At 37.0% G+C, this 14,547-nt stretch carries 15 protein-coding genes and 1 other annotated feature; of the genes, 5 read left to right on the top strand and 10 right to left on the bottom strand.

Annotated elements, in window-relative coordinates; all coding sequences use genetic code 11:
- Positions 1–338 precede the first annotated feature (338 nt).
- From L6W14_RS03445 to L6W14_RS03430, 4 genes are read right to left on the bottom strand one after another with little or no spacing between them, the layout of a single operon-like run.
- Positions 339–1,274: an RluA family pseudouridine synthase gene (locus tag L6W14_RS03445; RefSeq protein WP_131522066.1), complete on the bottom strand. Its 936-nt coding sequence runs from the start codon at positions 1,272–1,274 to the stop codon at positions 339–341.
- A complete protein-coding gene (locus L6W14_RS03440; RefSeq protein ID WP_004227435.1) occupies positions 1,249–2,043 on the bottom strand; it encodes an NAD kinase in 795 nt (264 codons plus the stop codon). The genes L6W14_RS03445 and L6W14_RS03440 overlap by 26 nt, the downstream gene beginning before the upstream one ends.
- Entirely contained in the window at positions 2,040–2,711 is a 672-nt protein-coding gene (locus tag L6W14_RS03435) for a GTP diphosphokinase (protein WP_004227437.1), read from the bottom strand. The genes L6W14_RS03440 and L6W14_RS03435 overlap by 4 nt, the downstream gene beginning before the upstream one ends.
- A 56-nt stretch (positions 2,712–2,767) precedes the next feature.
- The gene (locus L6W14_RS03430) at positions 2,768–3,151 is read right to left on the bottom strand and encodes a UPF0738 family protein (RefSeq protein ID WP_004227440.1); all 384 of its coding nucleotides are present in this window, start codon (positions 3,149–3,151) and stop codon (positions 2,768–2,770) included.
- A gap of 126 nt (positions 3,152–3,277) precedes the next feature.
- Here L6W14_RS03430 and L6W14_RS03425 point away from each other — a divergent pair, with 126 nt between their 5' ends.
- The 4 genes from L6W14_RS03425 to L6W14_RS03410 all read left to right on the top strand — a co-directional run bounded on the left by L6W14_RS03425 (position 3,278) and on the right by L6W14_RS03410 (position 6,082).
- Positions 3,278–3,865, top strand: a complete 588-nt coding sequence (locus tag L6W14_RS03425; protein ID WP_131522067.1) for a CYTH domain-containing protein — start codon at positions 3,278–3,280, stop codon at positions 3,863–3,865.
- Between the two features lie 28 nt (positions 3,866–3,893).
- Positions 3,894–4,652, top strand: coding sequence for a lytic transglycosylase domain-containing protein (locus L6W14_RS03420; RefSeq protein ID WP_237899385.1), 759 nt, complete (start codon positions 3,894–3,896; stop codon positions 4,650–4,652).
- A gap of 220 nt (positions 4,653–4,872) precedes the next feature.
- Positions 4,873–5,280: a globin domain-containing protein gene (locus L6W14_RS03415; RefSeq protein ID WP_004227447.1), complete on the top strand. Its 408-nt coding sequence runs from the start codon at positions 4,873–4,875 to the stop codon at positions 5,278–5,280.
- Positions 5,273–6,082 carry a DsbA family protein gene (locus tag L6W14_RS03410; protein ID WP_004227450.1) on the top strand — a complete coding sequence of 270 codons (810 nt, stop codon included), beginning with the start codon at positions 5,273–5,275 and terminating at the stop codon, positions 6,080–6,082. Before L6W14_RS03415 ends, L6W14_RS03410 begins: the two co-directional genes overlap by 8 nt.
- A 391-nt stretch (positions 6,083–6,473) precedes the next feature.
- Here the strand turns inward: L6W14_RS03410 and pepF are convergent, their stop codons facing one another.
- The 4 genes from pepF to spxA all read right to left on the bottom strand — a co-directional run bounded on the left by pepF (position 6,474) and on the right by spxA (position 11,152).
- Entirely contained in the window at positions 6,474–8,291 is a 1,818-nt protein-coding gene (pepF, locus tag L6W14_RS03405; RefSeq protein ID WP_112117412.1) for an oligoendopeptidase F, read from the bottom strand.
- A 51-nt stretch (positions 8,292–8,342) separates the two neighbouring features.
- On the bottom strand, positions 8,343–9,461 hold the full coding sequence (locus L6W14_RS03400) for a competence protein CoiA (RefSeq protein ID WP_237899383.1): 1,119 nt from the start codon (positions 9,459–9,461) through the stop codon (positions 8,343–8,345).
- 193 nt (positions 9,462–9,654) lie between these two features.
- Entirely contained in the window at positions 9,655–10,323 is a 669-nt protein-coding gene (gene mecA, locus L6W14_RS03395; RefSeq protein WP_004227456.1) for an adaptor protein MecA, read from the bottom strand.
- A gap of 433 nt (positions 10,324–10,756) precedes the next feature.
- The gene (gene spxA / locus L6W14_RS03390; RefSeq protein WP_025116803.1) at positions 10,757–11,152 is read right to left on the bottom strand and encodes a transcriptional regulator SpxA; all 396 of its coding nucleotides are present in this window, start codon (positions 11,150–11,152) and stop codon (positions 10,757–10,759) included.
- Between the two features lie 491 nt (positions 11,153–11,643).
- Positions 11,644–11,865, top strand: a binding site (T-box leader).
- A gap of 115 nt (positions 11,866–11,980) precedes the next feature.
- Between spxA and trpS the strand changes: the two genes are divergently transcribed.
- Entirely contained in the window at positions 11,981–12,970 is a 990-nt protein-coding gene (gene trpS / locus L6W14_RS03385; RefSeq protein WP_048392030.1) for a tryptophan--tRNA ligase, read from the top strand.
- Between the two features lie 2 nt (positions 12,971–12,972).
- Here the strand turns inward: trpS and L6W14_RS03380 are convergent, their stop codons facing one another.
- Positions 12,973–13,194, bottom strand: a complete 222-nt coding sequence (locus L6W14_RS03380) for a YuzI family membrane protein (RefSeq protein ID WP_016994330.1) — start codon at positions 13,192–13,194, stop codon at positions 12,973–12,975.
- A gap of 106 nt (positions 13,195–13,300) precedes the next feature.
- Complete coding sequence (gene fabF / locus L6W14_RS03375; protein ID WP_048392031.1) at positions 13,301–14,542, bottom strand: beta-ketoacyl-ACP synthase II; 1,242 nt, start codon at positions 14,540–14,542, stop codon at positions 13,301–13,303.
- Between the last annotated feature and the right edge of the window lie 5 nt (positions 14,543–14,547).

The raw sequence follows: 14,547 nt of genomic DNA, 5'->3' as shown, positions 1-14,547 counted from the left end.
CCTTTTCTGCAAACTCTTTTTTAAGTTATATTTATGAGCAATTGGGCAGATTTTTATAAAATTCAATATTACGCCTAAAATCATGACGATTCTATTTTACTATACCTTACCTTTGTCACGTTGTTATGAAAAAGGTGTAAATAATCTACTTCTCTAGCAAACCCCAGGATAATTTTCGTTGACACGCAGATAAACGATACGTCCTATTTTCCCCAATGTGTCGACCATACGACCTGTGATGTTAAGAATTTCCCTCGTGAAGAAATACGCAGTTTAACCTAAATCAAAAAATGATAAGGAGATGCTCGATTGCGCGAACACCTCCTTTTATCAAAAATTTATGCTGAAGATTCCTTCAGTAATCTTTGCATGTCTTCATTTAGCATACTTGTAAAGTGTAATGGCACACTTGTTAAAGGATGTTCCATACTTAAAGATACACAATGTAATGCTTGTCGATCAATTTGAAGACGACTACCACCATAAAGGTCATCCCCCACAAGTGGATGTCCAAGATGCGACATGTGCACGCGAATTTGATGTGTACGCCCTGTATGCAGTTGAAGTCGTACATATGTCATTGGTTCAGCACCCAGTGAAAAACGCTTCAGAACCTTTACATCCGTATGTGCATATTGCCCATCTTCTCGTACTTCTCTTTCAATAATACTAGCTTCTTTACGACCAATCGGAGCTATAATCGATTGAAAGTTTTGTTCGATATGTCCATGTACAATGGCTTCATATTGTCTTGAAATCTCTCTCTTACGCTGAGCAAGCCCTGTTAAATGATGAATATGAGCATGCTTAGCTATGCATAGTAAACCTGATGTATCTCGGTCTAGCCTTGTAACAATATGAGCCGTAGAGGCCAATCCTTGTTGCTGAAAATAGCCACAAACTAAATTTGCAATGCTGTTGGTTGGATGCTCTCGTGAGGGTATCGTACTTTGATGAGCTGGTTTGTTGATCACTATGATGGCATCATCCTCGTATACAATGGACAAATCTCCATGCTCGATAGCAAGCCCTTCACTTTTTTCTTCAGGAGGAAACGTTACTCTCACACAATCTCCAACTTGCAGGATATGTCTTACATTACGTTCGACATCATTTACAGTCAACATGCCACCATCAAACTTAATAGCTGTTAGAGCTCGCTTAGAAATACGCCACTCTTGAAGAGCCTCTCGTAATAATTGGCCATTTTTCTTCGCCTCAAATTGTAATGTAAATCTTGTATCCACGTTATTCATTTGCAACAAATGATTCATGCACTCGCTCCCAAAATGGGAATGGTCGGAAACGGGCAAAACGTACTCTTTCATTTGCTACATTAAACGCAATGGCTTTGACATCACCTTGCGTAATTTGCAAGTGATCAACAGTCATATTAAAATTTTGTTCATTTACAGGACGCAATACACAATGATGGTGTGCTGGTAAGATTAATGGCGATCCTACTGTCCTGAAAACCCGGTTATTAATTGAGGCAATTTCAGTGACTTGGAGTGCCGCTAGTGTAGGATGTATGATGGCTCCACCTAGAGCTTTATTATAAGCCGTACTACCCGAGGGAGTGGATACACAAAGACCATCACCACGGAAACGCTCAAATTGATTGCCATTTAACTCTACATCCATCACAAGTGTAACATCTGGCGATTTGACGGTTGCTTCGTTTAAAGCCAGATACGTATTTGATTCGGCATTATGATGCTCTACCCTTACTTCCAGCAGTGGATATTCCACAACATTAAAATCCTTCTTAGCAATGGACAAAACTAATTTTTCTAATTCAGATGGTTTCCAATCCGCATAAAATCCTAAATGCCCTGTATGGATACCAACGAAGGCTACCTGATCTAATAAATGGGAGTATCGATGAAAGGCATGCAATAGTGTGCCATCTCCTCCAATCGAAACAACAATTTCTGGCGTCTCTTCATCATAGGTCAAGCCAAAATCCTGTAAATAGGTTTTAGCAAGTTCCATCAGCTCGTTGGATTGTGCATCTCTACGTGATTGAATCGAAAATTTCATTGTGCGTCACGCTCCTTCTCCGTTAGTAAATTAGGATTCGATGCTTCTTTATATTCGCTAAAGTAGGCCTGTGCCTCTTGAATTTCACTACGAATGGATGACATTTCTTCATCCAACCGAAATGCTGCCTCTGCAGCACTTTGCAAGCGATTCTTAATTTCTTCTGGGAACATGCCCTTATATTTATAATTTAAAGAATGCTCTATTGAAGCCCAGAAATTCATGGCTAGTGTTCGAATTTGTATTTCCGCTAATACTACTTTTTTTCCTTGAATTGTTTCAACAGGATACTCCACTATCATATGGTAGGAGCGATAACCACTAGGCTTATTATGTGTAATATAATCGCGTTCTTCCACTACACGCATATCTTTTCGCTGACGAATTAGCTCAGTTACCGTTGAAATATCATCAACAAATTGACACATAATCCGAAGGCCAGCAATATCACCAAGTTCATCACCAAGTTGTTTAGAAGGCTCAAAAGCTAGTCCTTTTTCTAACGTTTTGTCATATATACTTGCTAAAGGCTTGACACGTCCTGTGACAAATTCAATTGGCGAATTGGCATTAACAATACCAAATTGCGAACGCATGCCCTTTAATTTTACTTTTAATTCGTCTACTGCTTGTTTATAAGGACTTAAAAAAATTTCCCATTGTCCCATTGTAAAAACCTCCCGACAATCGGTATCGAACACCACCGTCTGTTCGTTTTGTCTTTCTATTCAGCGAGAATAGCCTTGAAGTGTTGTTCCACTGCTTGGACAAATTCTGCCCCATAATTGTAATTTCCTTCAATATTATACACGAGCATTTCTAATTCCTCGTAGAAATTTGTCAGTTCGATCACTTCTTCACCTATTCGTAGCAATGGATTTTTCCCTTTTTGTAAAATATGTACAAGATTCTCCCAACTACTCGGTGGAAAACGCAAGTAATGATAGTCTTCACCTGCATCAAGTAAATAAATGAATGCAAAATCATCTGAATCTGCAATGAGTTGTCCAGCAGGTTTTAACTGTAAATTTACTTCATTGTCGTTTAAACTAAAATGAAGTTGATCTTGTTCAAAATTCGATGTATCTATTGTATAAATTTTACGCACATGCGGTTCCCCTTTTCGTTGTACTCTTCCTCTTATTTTAGCACACAGGGTAAATAGTTGCAGTGTGTAAATATTAATTCGAGCGAAACAACGGATGAAAAATAAAAAATAAATAGGTGACTATAAATGACACAAGAAATTGAAATTGAATTTAAAAATCTATTAACAAAACAACAATACGAGCAATTATTACAAGAGTTCCACATTAGTCAAAATGCTATTCATCGTCAAACAAATCATTATTTTGACACACCTAATCAAGCAATTCGCAACCTACAAAGTGGTCTTCGTATTAGACAAATTGGTGATTATTTCGAATGCACGCTCAAAGAAAAAAACGCCGAGCATGCTCACCTTGAAACGACGGATGAAATAACAGCAAGAGAGGCGCAACAAATGTTAGATGGCAATGGATTTTATGCTCAAGAGGTAACTAAAAGATTAGCTCTTTATAACATTCCTTTAGAACAATTGCATGTATTTGGTTCTCTCACTACAGATCGTGTCGAAATCCCCTACAAAGAGGGACTTCTCGTTTTTGATCATTCTTTCTATTTGCAGTGCGACGATTATGAGGTAGAATATGAAGCAAAAGATGCAATAAAAGGAAATATAATTTTCGACGAATTTTTACAACAATATGGTATTGATAAGCAACCAACTGATAAAAAAATTGCCCGTTTTATGAAGGCACTAAAAGCACAAAATTTATAAAAGTAGAAAAAGGAAGGTGTCTGACTCCTTGGATATTCAATCATTCAAATCTTTATTAGAAATTCGGGCATTGCAAACACTTGGATCTAGCGAAAGTTCACCCACAGACAATGAGTCTATTTTTTCTGACATGATTAACGAATTATTAGGAGAAACTTCGACAGCAAGTAATGCTAAATTATCAAGCTTGCTTGCTACAGGAACAGCAAATAATTCAAATTTCGTCAACAAATTGACTACTTTGGAGCAAAATCCAGTAGAATCATTACTTTACAAAGGCTCTAATGCTGTGTTTATACCTGAATCAGTCAAACAAGCTTTAGCAAACACATATGCTAATAACAAACTTGATTCCTATGTTTCAGACGATGTAATAGGCTCTACAGCATATGCCAATTCACTAGCAGGATCAAATGAGTATACTGCCATTATTGAAAAAGCAGCAGCTACTTATCAGATACCCGCGAAGCTTATTGCGGCGGTTATTAAACAAGAATCTAATTTTAATCCAACTGTAGTAAGCCATGCGGGGGCGCAAGGTTTAATGCAACTCATGCCCAAAACAGCACAATATTTGGGTGTGACTGACGCTTTTGATCCAGAGCAGAATATTATGGCTGGTGCAAAATATTTGCGGCAAATGCTAGATAAGTTTAATAATGACCCTTCACTAGCATTAGCAGCTTATAATGCTGGCGCATCTCGTGTTACGAAATATGGAGGAATCCCTCCTTTCAAAGAAACACAGAATTATGTCAAAAAAGTGATGAATTACTTTACAGTGTAATCGCATCTTTCCCGTTATCTATGTCATTTCCAACAAATTTCACCCATAGTGGTGAAATTTGTGCTTTTGTAGCGAACAGCAATTCGAAAGAGCTCTTTGTTTGTGTTAACGAAAAGACGTTGATAGAATGAAGGTAGTCACAAGAATTTCACAATTTGATGAGGATGAAGTATACAAAATGGTACTTTACGATATAAAGAATTAAAGGAGCATATAACTTATGAGTCGAAAATACACTGTTCCTTATGAGGAGCTGGGAGCTGAAAAACTGTCAGAACTCATTCATGCGTTCTATAAAAGAGTTGCTCAGCATCCTGATCTTATTCCAATCTTTCCAAAGGATTTAACAGAAACAGCCCGTAAACAAATTCAATTTCAAACACAGTATTTAGGGGGACCAAATCTTTTTACTGAGGAGCATGGTCATCCGATGATGCGTGCACGTCACATGAATTTTCCTATTACACCTGACCGCGCTCAAGCTTGGCTAGAGTGTATGTCAGAAGCAATGGATGAGGTAGGTTTGGAAGGGAAGTTCCGTGAAACTTATTATCAACGTTTAGTATTAACAGCTCATCACATGGTTAATACGCCAAATGACGATGAGGGGGAATTGTTACGTGAATAATATTCAAATGTTGCAAGAGCCAACGCCAACGATTTCTACTGCAAACAAGCCAATTGAATTGTATATTTTCGTAGATCCACTCTGCCCTGAAGCTTTCAGTATGCAAGCAACTCTTCGTAAATTACAGCTTGAATACAACCATTACTTCACATGGCGCTTTGTTTTAAGTACAGAACTTACTTCTTTAAATTGCTTAAGTAAACGTGTCAAAGGCTGTATTTCAGGAATCGAACTTGATATTAATCACCCTGTTTTACCTTCTATCGCTATTAAAGCAGCTGAATTGCAGGGGAAACGTGCAGGTGCACGTTATTTATCGAAACTACAAGAATACGTATTATTAAGTCATCAAGATGTAAACTCCTATGCAACGCTTTTAAAAATAGCTGAGGATGTTCAACTCGATATGAATGAGTTTACTGTTGACTTTGGTTCAAAAGAGGCAGCACGTGCTTTCCAATGCGATTTATATATTAAACGCGAAATGGAAGTAGATGAAGTACCAAGTATCGTATTTTTCAATGAATGTATTGAAGATGAGGGACTAAAAGTTAGTGGTAGCTATTCCTATGAAGTTTATGAACATATTTTACAAGAAATGCTGAACGAACAGCTTGTCCGTCAGCCTTTACCATCAATAGAGGACTTATTTTCTAAATTCCATACTCTTTCTACAAATGAAATAGCTTTTATCTATTCATTAACAGAGCAAGCAGCAGAGCGTGAATTAAAGAAACGCATGCTGCAACAAAAGATCGAACGAATCCAGACTACTCACGCTACGTTATGGCGTCTTAAATAATAAAATAAACAAAAGGGACTCCAATCATCATGATGGAGTCCCTTTTTCAAGCTAACGCAAAATACAAAGAAGCGCCTCTATCCTCGACCGATAGAGACGCTTCTTTTTCACAAAGGGGATGGGAGAAATGTTCACGTTCAAACAAAGGGGTGTATGTTTGTTTTGTGATTTATTTCACAAGAATTACTCTATCATGGAATAATATATTTAGCAATGAAACCAATACTAGATTCACAAATTTGTCAAATAGAAAGCGATTACAAACAGTATTTTTCCAAGATGCACACTTTTAAACTATTTAGAAATCAAAAAAAAACATTATTCTTTCCTTCTAATTTATGCGGTTAATAAAAAGAATTGGGCTATAGGAATGTTCCTATAGCCCAATCAATTAGTTATTTAACAATAATTTTTCTAATTCATTTAAACGTTCTTCAAATACTTTACATGCATCTTCAATTGGCTTAGCTACGTTCATATCAACGCCTGCTGCCTTTAATACCTCAATAGGGAAATCAGAGCATCCCGCTTTTAAGAAGTTATTAATATAACGTTCTACAGCTGGTGCACCCTCCTCTAAAATTTGTTTACTCAATGCTGTAGCGGCTGATTTACCAGTCGCATACTGATAAACATAGTAATTATAGTAGAAGTGTGGAATACGAGCCCATTCTAAGCCTATTTCCTCATCTACCACCATATCATCACCGAAGTACTTTTTGTTTAATTCATAGTAAACTTCTGTTAAACGATCTGCTGTCAAGGATTCACCGTTCTTATCCATCTGATGAATAAGGTGTTCGAACTCTGCAAACATTGTTTGTCTGAATACCGTACTTCTGAAGCCATCTAACCAATGGTTTAATAAGTATATTTTTTGTTGTGGATCATCAATTGTTTTCAGTAAATAGTCATTTAATAGCTCTTCATTGCAAGTAGAAGCGACCTCTGCCACAAAAATAGAGTAGTCTCCATAAACAAATGGCTGGTTGTTGCGTGAATAATAACTATGAACACTATGGCCAAATTCATGTGCTAATGTAAATAGATTGTTCACATTATCCTGCCAATTCATTAAAATATACGGATTCGTACCATAGGCGCCTGAAGAATAGGCTCCACTACGCTTTCCTTTATTCTCTAAAACATCGACCCAGCGATTATCCAGTCCATTTTGAACGATGCTTTGATATTCCTCCCCTAATGGAGCTAAAGCCTTTACTAAAATATCTTTCGCTTCATCATAAGAGACCTTCATTTCCACCTCTTTAACTAGTGGCGCAAATAAATCCCACATATGCAATTCGTCTACACCCAATAATTTCTTACGCAACGAAATATAACGTTGCATAGCTGGTAAATGCTTATGAATTGTTTCCACCAGCTGATCATAGACATTTTCAGGAATGAAGTTATTAGACATGGCAGCGTGGCGTGCAGATTCATAATGACGAATTCGAGCACTTACATTATGCTTCTTTACATTACCAGTTAGCGTAGCTGAGAACGTATTTTTAAACTTGCCATATGTTTCGTACATAGCCTTAAATGCGCCTTCACGTACAGAGCGATCCTTGCTCTCTAAAAACTTGATATAATTACCATGCGTAAGTTGTACTTCTTCTCCCTCTTCATTTTTCACATGAGGGAATACCATATCGGCATTGTTTAACATGCTGAATGTATTCGAAGCTGTACCTGTCACCTCAGACATTTGCGCTAGCAATGCCTCCTGTTCTGCTGGTAATACATGTGGACGTGCCATTGTAATTTCTTTTAAAGATTGCTTATATAGTTGTAGGTCTTGATTTTCTGTTAAGTAGCGTTCAATCGTTTCTTCACTTAATGACAGAATTTCTGGCGTTAAATAGGAAAGGCCAGCTGAGATACTCGTTGCCAATGTTTGAATACGGCTGTTCATATCTTGATAAAAGCTATTTGTCGTATCTTGATCATAGCGCATATGAGCATATGTGTAGAGCTTCATTGCACGTTCATATATATGATCATGATACTGTAAAGCTGCTAATAATGCCTCTGCCCCATTATTTAAAGTACCTGCATAGCTAGGTGCTTGTTTAGCAAGCTCTGCAACCTCCTTCAATTCCTCTTCCCAAGCTGCATCTGTTGCAAAGATGTCTTCTAAGCGCCATGTTAATTCTTCTGGTACTTCTTTTCGAACCAAAACCTGATTACTGTTACTAGCCATATATGCCAGCCCCCTTTATATGTGCTTTTTTCCTTTTACTCTCATATTTTCTCAGTATATTGTGGCAATTGCAAATAAATGTACATAGACTTGCTCACAATTATCTAGTAAACCATCCTCATGATGCATACCCTTAAGAAGATACCCATAATTTTGAATAGCCCTGAGTGCTTGTTCGGTTACTTCGAGCTGATGCTTACATAAAAAGTTTTCCATCTGCCCCTTTGTTAATTCAAATGGAAGACGTCCTAATTGTTTACTAAAATAAAACAGCATTATTTGCCACTCGCTCGTAAACAAAGGGATAGCTGCTCCTTCTTTCACTGGAATACCAATGTATGGTGGCAGAGCAGTAAGAGAAAGATTTAATTCATAGCAATTACGTAAAAATGGATCTTGTGTCCCCTTCTTGCTATGTAAAAGACGACTATGCGCAAATTGCCTACAAGTCTGTTTATAGAGCTGCCAATAGCGTTGAAATTCTTCTGGGGTAATACGTTGAGGTCTATAAAAAGGGAAATGTTGTAGATCGACCGAAATTTTCTGTACTTTACCTATGAAAGTATGCCCATGAACATGAAGAAGATTCGTCCAATAAACAAACTGGGCTGTCACCGGGTTGTACGTCAATAAATAGGGTAAATCCGTTGTCGTTATAAACGCTTTTTGCAAGAGTGGAGAGATTCTAATTTTTCTGATGCCGTTGACAGCTTCTTTGCCTTGCGGAGTTTGAAAAAGCCAAATTGCTTGTATATCGTTTCTTTCATAGCCCATTGTTCGTTGGTGCCATTTTTCATGAGAGATAGTACTACATTGAAATTCAACTGCAAACTGCTCCTTATCGAGTGTAACAAGCAAATCTGGGCGCTGAGAAAGCTCCTGTAAATATGGTTCTAGTTTCACCTGATGTCCATGCTTTTGGAGCCACTCATATAATTGCACTTTACCTTGTAAATGTATTTTAGATTCACCTTCTGCGAACAGCTGTGAACATTGATTTTTTGTGAAGTGAGCAAAGTGGGGAATATTATAGTTACCTATTTTCAATTGAACTTGTTCTAAACATTGAGGGCAATAAAATTTCATTTGCCGCCTATATCGCTGTAAAGCTTTCCTCGTATATTGATATGGGAGAAATAGTTGCTGTTGATTGTTATAGGCAATCAGCATAGTATCAGCTCCTTTTTAGCCAACTATAATAGAATGGATTTTCACTAACAAAAATAAAGCACCTTTTTCTTGAAATTTTAAAAATGCGCTCTTATTCAAGCTCTTTGATGCTGAAAACATAAAAAAGGACTGTAGCGAAACTCGATTCATTTACGAGTTTCACTACAGTCTAAAATAATTAGTGTTTCATTGCCTATGCAAAGTATTTTCGAACTGTTTCAAAGCAATTGAATTCCATAATCTTTTCACCGTACTCCTCTAGACGATGAATTGTAAAATTGGATGGTGTTAAAAATTCCTTGATAACTGCATTTCTATCATGACGATTTAAATCCTCATCTGCGTTTCCGAAATCAACAACTAGATAGTACCAATTTTCATATTTGAATAATGAGGAATCCACTAATTCGTCTGTCATTCGTTTTGCGACAGGGATTAACTCATCAATATCTTTAAATTTATAAACATAAATGTCTGTATCCATAAATAATTCTGACTCATCCATGTCACCAAATTGAGTTAGTTGGCTAAGAAGATCCTCTCCAACTTCATCGAATGGTGCAAACATATCTTTGTGTTCATCAAAATTCGAATGACCATCTAATGTTTCACCGTCTTTTAAAATATGTGCACGTGTGACAATGATTTCTAAGCCTACTTCAGATGCATTGATATGAATCCAAATCGGACCCTCTACATCAAAATAATCCTCCGTGTTTACTTCATCAATCATATCCCAAAAAAGTTGTTCACCCTTTGCTCGATTGTACCAAATTTCTTCACGACTATAGCCGCGATCCTCTATATCATTGTACGTAATAAAGAGCTTGAGTGTATTTTCATTTACACGTTCGATGTCCACTAGACCTCATCTCCCTTCACTGTCATATGTCGAAAAACAGTTTGTTTCATTAGTATGCTTTTATTCTTTGTTTTTAACCTTCATACTGCATTTGTTTTTCAACCTTTGACCACACTACAGTAAAACCATCGAGTAACTGTCAACATGAATTTTTGTGTTCACAGTTGTCTCTAACTCTATTGTATGCTGTTCTGTCATAAAATGAAAAGGATATACACCGTTTCACAGAAGATATTTGAATTATTGAAATTGTAGTAAACTATTTAACTTAAATCAAGTTTAACATACTTTTACGGAAATATATGACTTTTCCCTATTAATTATTATACTTCATATAGAAGGTTTTACAGAAGTAAAACATAAAAAAAAGATGTCACAACATGTATTCCACATCTGTAACATCTATTACATATATTATTCAGAATAGAAAGGTTTAATTCACCATTCGTTGCGCTTCTTGTAATTGATATGCTCGAACTTTTCGAGGTAAGAAACGACGAATTTCATCTTCATTGTAGCCAACCTGCAGACGTTTTTCATCTAAAATGATTGGTCTACGTAGTAAGCCAGGATATTCCTGAATTAACTCATATAAACGTTGTAATGGTAAGCTTTCAACGTCCACATTTAATTTTTGGAATATTTTGGAACGAGTGGAAATAATTTCATCAGTTCCGTCTTCTGTCATACGTAAAATTTTTTTTATTTCACTTATGCTAAGCGGTTCAGAAAATATATTACGTTCTGTATATGGAATTTCGTGCTCCTCTAACCAAGCTTTCGCTTTACGACAAGAGGTACAACTTGGTGATGTAAATAGGGTTACGATCATTCTGACACATCCTTTCATTTCAAAATTATTATCTATAAACCAGAACCAATGTGTTAAATTAGAATTAATGTAATGTAAAATACACAGTACCATTATACAGTACTCCGCTGTATTTGAATATAGTTCCAATAAAAAAAATCTGAAACTATCCATAAAAATTCTGTCTATTTATACAGCTTTCAAATATGGTGTATTTTCTTCAAACTTATGTGCTACTACTACCATTCCCATTTTTAAAGCATTTTAAACATCTAAACAGATAGCTCAGTTGTTCTCATTTAAGAAAAATAATCGAGAAAATTGTCAATCCCACGTGTACATCTAAACAATTTTTTAATAAAAAATTATAAATTTATAACAAAATTACATAACAAAAAAAGCATATAATTTTTTCTAGAAAAAAAACACCGTCAAAAGTCTGACTTTACACAAAGGAATCTTTATAATATAATTCTTTGCAATCAAATCAATTTGAACAATTTAAATTGAGAAAAACGCTGACGAAGAGTAGTACATATGCTAATTCACGTATAGAGAGTCTGTGGTTGCTGTAAACAGATCGTGGATGCATGTGGAATGGACTTCCGAGTTAGCTTTGTGAACGCTACTTGAAGCTATTAGCAAAGCTCGTCCCTTCACGTTACGAAGCTGAGTGGCCTTTTTAGGCAAGCTGGGTGGTACCGCGGATTCAAACATCATTCGTCCCTTCATTAGAAAAAATCTAATGAGGACGCATGATGTTTTTTTGTCTTCATCACCAAGTGGAAAGGTGAAAACAACGCTGTGACACAAGTTACAGCAATTGAATTCGAGGAGGAATTTTTAATGACAACTATTTTTTCTGGCGTACAGCCTACAGGTATCGTAACATTAGGGAACTATTTAGGAGCATTCAAGCAGTTCCCGGCACTACAAGATGAAGGAAACGCTATTTATTGTATCGTTGATCAACATGCCATCACTGTTGCACAAGATCCGAAAGAATTACGAGAAAGTATTCGTAAGCTTGCTGCTACCTATATTGCTACTGGCATTGACCCTAAAAAATCGACATTATTTATCCAATCAGAGGTGCCAGCGCATGCTCAGGCAGGATGGATGTTACAATGTGTTGCGTCTATCGGTGAGCTAGAACGTATGACACAATTCAAAGATAAATCACATGGTAAGGAAAGCGTATCTGCTGCTCTGTTAACATATCCACCGCTAATGGCTGCAGACATTCTACTTTATAACACAAATATTGTCCCTGTCGGCGATGATCAAAAGCAGCATATTGAGCTAACTCGTGACCTTGCAGAACGCTTTAACAAACGCTTTGGCGATGTTTTAACAATTCCAGAAATTCAATTACCTAAAGCAGGCGCACGCATTAAATCCTTACAAGAGCCAACAAAGAAAATGAGTAAATCAGATCCAAATACGAAAGCGACAATCCGTTTATTAGATACTGCGAAAGATATTGAGAAAAAAATTAAATCAGCTGTAACTGACTCTGATGGCATCGTTGCATTTGATGTGGAAAATAAACCAGGTGTTTCAAATTTATTGACAATCGAATCAGCTATTTCAGGGGTAGCCGTTGAAGATTTAGTCAAAAAATATGAGGGAATTGGTTATGGTGGATTCAAGCAGGGTGTAGCAACAGCAGTAATTGAACACCTAACACCTATTCAAGAGAAATTCTATCATCTAGTAGAATCATCAGAATTAGATGTCATTCTAGATGAAGGTGCTGAAAAGGCGAATGCGATTGCTAGTGCTACATTAAAACGTATGGAAGATGCTATGGGTCTTGGTCGCGCACGTCGCTAAACTTACGGCTTGTCTGAGGATCGATCAAAGCCCAAATCAAGCACAACTGCGCAGATGATGATACAGGCTCCTACCGCCATATAAAATTCTGTTGTTTGAAAAATAAATTTGAAAACAACCTTCCATGAATAACCTAGTGTGCGGTAATTTAAATACAATATGAGATTCCCTACAGAGAGGATCATTAAGCCATAACTTACTAAAAATAAAAAGAGACGAAACATAGTAATGGCATCCTTTCTATTTCTTCTTACTTATCATTTATTCACAAAACTATAAAAAAAGACGTCAGCCATTTAAATTTGGCTGACGTTTTTTTATGTTTATCTATTATGCTTCATATTTTTTGAATAGAAGACTTGCATTATGACCACCAAAACCAAGAGAATTACTCATTGCATATTGAATATTTGCTTCTCTTGCTTCGTTTGGAACATAGTCTAAATCACATTCAGGATCAGGATCTTTTAAATTGATTGTAGGTGGTAAAATCCCTTCTTTAAGGGCTAATGCTGTGAAAATAGCTTCCACACCACCCGCTGCTCCTAATAAGTGACCCGTCATAGATTTAGTTGAGCTCATCGCAAGGTTATACGCATGATCACCAAAAGCAGTTTTCACAGCTTGTGTTTCGAATAAATCGTTATATGGCGTACTTGTACCATGGGCATTGATATAGTCAACTTGTGAAGGCTCTACGCCACCATCTGTTAACGCTTGCGTCATCGCACGTGCTGCACCTTCACCCTCTGGAGCTGGAGCCGTAATGTGATGCGCATCCCCAGTTGCACCATAACCTAAAACTTCCGCATAGATTTTGGCACCACGAGCTTTTGCATGTTCATATTCTTCTAAAATGACGATACCCGCTCCTTCTCCGATAATAAAGCCATCTCGGTTTTTATCGAATGGGCGACATGCTGCTTGTGGATCTTGATTTAATGATAATGCTGTATTGGCACAAAAACCTGCAACCGCCATTGTTACGATTGGTGATTCAGCACCACCAGAAATCATAACATCAGCATCTCCACGCTCAATTACTTTAAAGGCATCACCAATAGAGTTTGTGCCTGAAGCACATGCCGTTACAGAACAAGAATTAATCCCCTTTGCACCAAAGTGAATAGAGACTTGGCCTGATGCCATATCAGGAATCATCATTGGGATAAAGAAAGGACTAACACGTCTTGCGCCACGCTCTTGGAATGTTAAAAATTGTTGTTCATATGTTTCCATTCCACCGATACCAGAACCAATCCATACACCTGCACGTGGAGCTAGCTCTTCATCAATTGTTAGCTGTGCATCTTCCATTGCCATAATAGAAGCCGCTAATGCGTATTGTGTGAAACGATCCATTTTACGTGCTTCCTTACGATCAATGTATTTTTCAATATCAAAGTCCTTTACTTCTGCGGCGATTTTTGCGGCAAAAAGATCTTTATTTAAACGTGTCAGCTCACCAATGCCAGATTTACCAGCTTTAATGTTTGCCCATGTTTCTTCGATGCTATTTCCTAGTGGTGTAACTGCGCCAATTCCTGTAATTACTACTCGTCTTTTACTCATTGTCT

The sequence above is a fragment of the Lysinibacillus sp. ACHW1.5 genome (assembly GCF_022014815.1).
Taxonomy (GTDB): Bacteria; Bacillota; Bacilli; order Bacillales_A; family Planococcaceae; genus Lysinibacillus; species Lysinibacillus capsici.
Note: the sequence above shows the minus strand (reverse complement) of the source record. Positions and strands in the feature narration are given on the sequence as shown.

Bases quoted from the DNA above. Each gene is read 5' to 3' on its own strand.
- L6W14_RS03415 (WP_004227447.1), top strand. From the start codon at position 4,873: ATGAGTCGAAAATACACTGTTCCTTATGAGGAGCTGGGAGCTGAAAAA.
- L6W14_RS03440 (WP_004227435.1), bottom strand. From the start codon at position 2,043: ATGAAATTTTCGATTCAATCACGTAGAGATGCACAATCCAACGAGCTG.
- L6W14_RS03400 (WP_237899383.1), bottom strand. From the start codon at position 9,461: ATGCTGATTGCCTATAACAATCAACAGCAACTATTTCTCCCATATCAA.
- pepF (WP_112117412.1), bottom strand. From the start codon at position 8,291: ATGGCTAGTAACAGTAATCAGGTTTTGGTTCGAAAAGAAGTACCAGAA.
- L6W14_RS03435 (WP_004227437.1), bottom strand. From the start codon at position 2,711: ATGGGACAATGGGAAATTTTTTTAAGTCCTTATAAACAAGCAGTAGAC.
- L6W14_RS03425 (WP_131522067.1), top strand. From the start codon at position 3,278: ATGACACAAGAAATTGAAATTGAATTTAAAAATCTATTAACAAAACAA.
- L6W14_RS03445 (WP_131522066.1), bottom strand. From the start codon at position 1,274: ATGAATCATTTGTTGCAAATGAATAACGTGGATACAAGATTTACATTA.
- trpS (WP_048392030.1), top strand. From the start codon at position 11,981: ATGACAACTATTTTTTCTGGCGTACAGCCTACAGGTATCGTAACATTA.
- L6W14_RS03380 (WP_016994330.1), bottom strand. From the start codon at position 13,194: ATGTTTCGTCTCTTTTTATTTTTAGTAAGTTATGGCTTAATGATCCTC.
- fabF (WP_048392031.1), bottom strand. From the start codon at position 14,542: ATGAGTAAAAGACGAGTAGTAATTACAGGAATTGGCGCAGTTACACCA.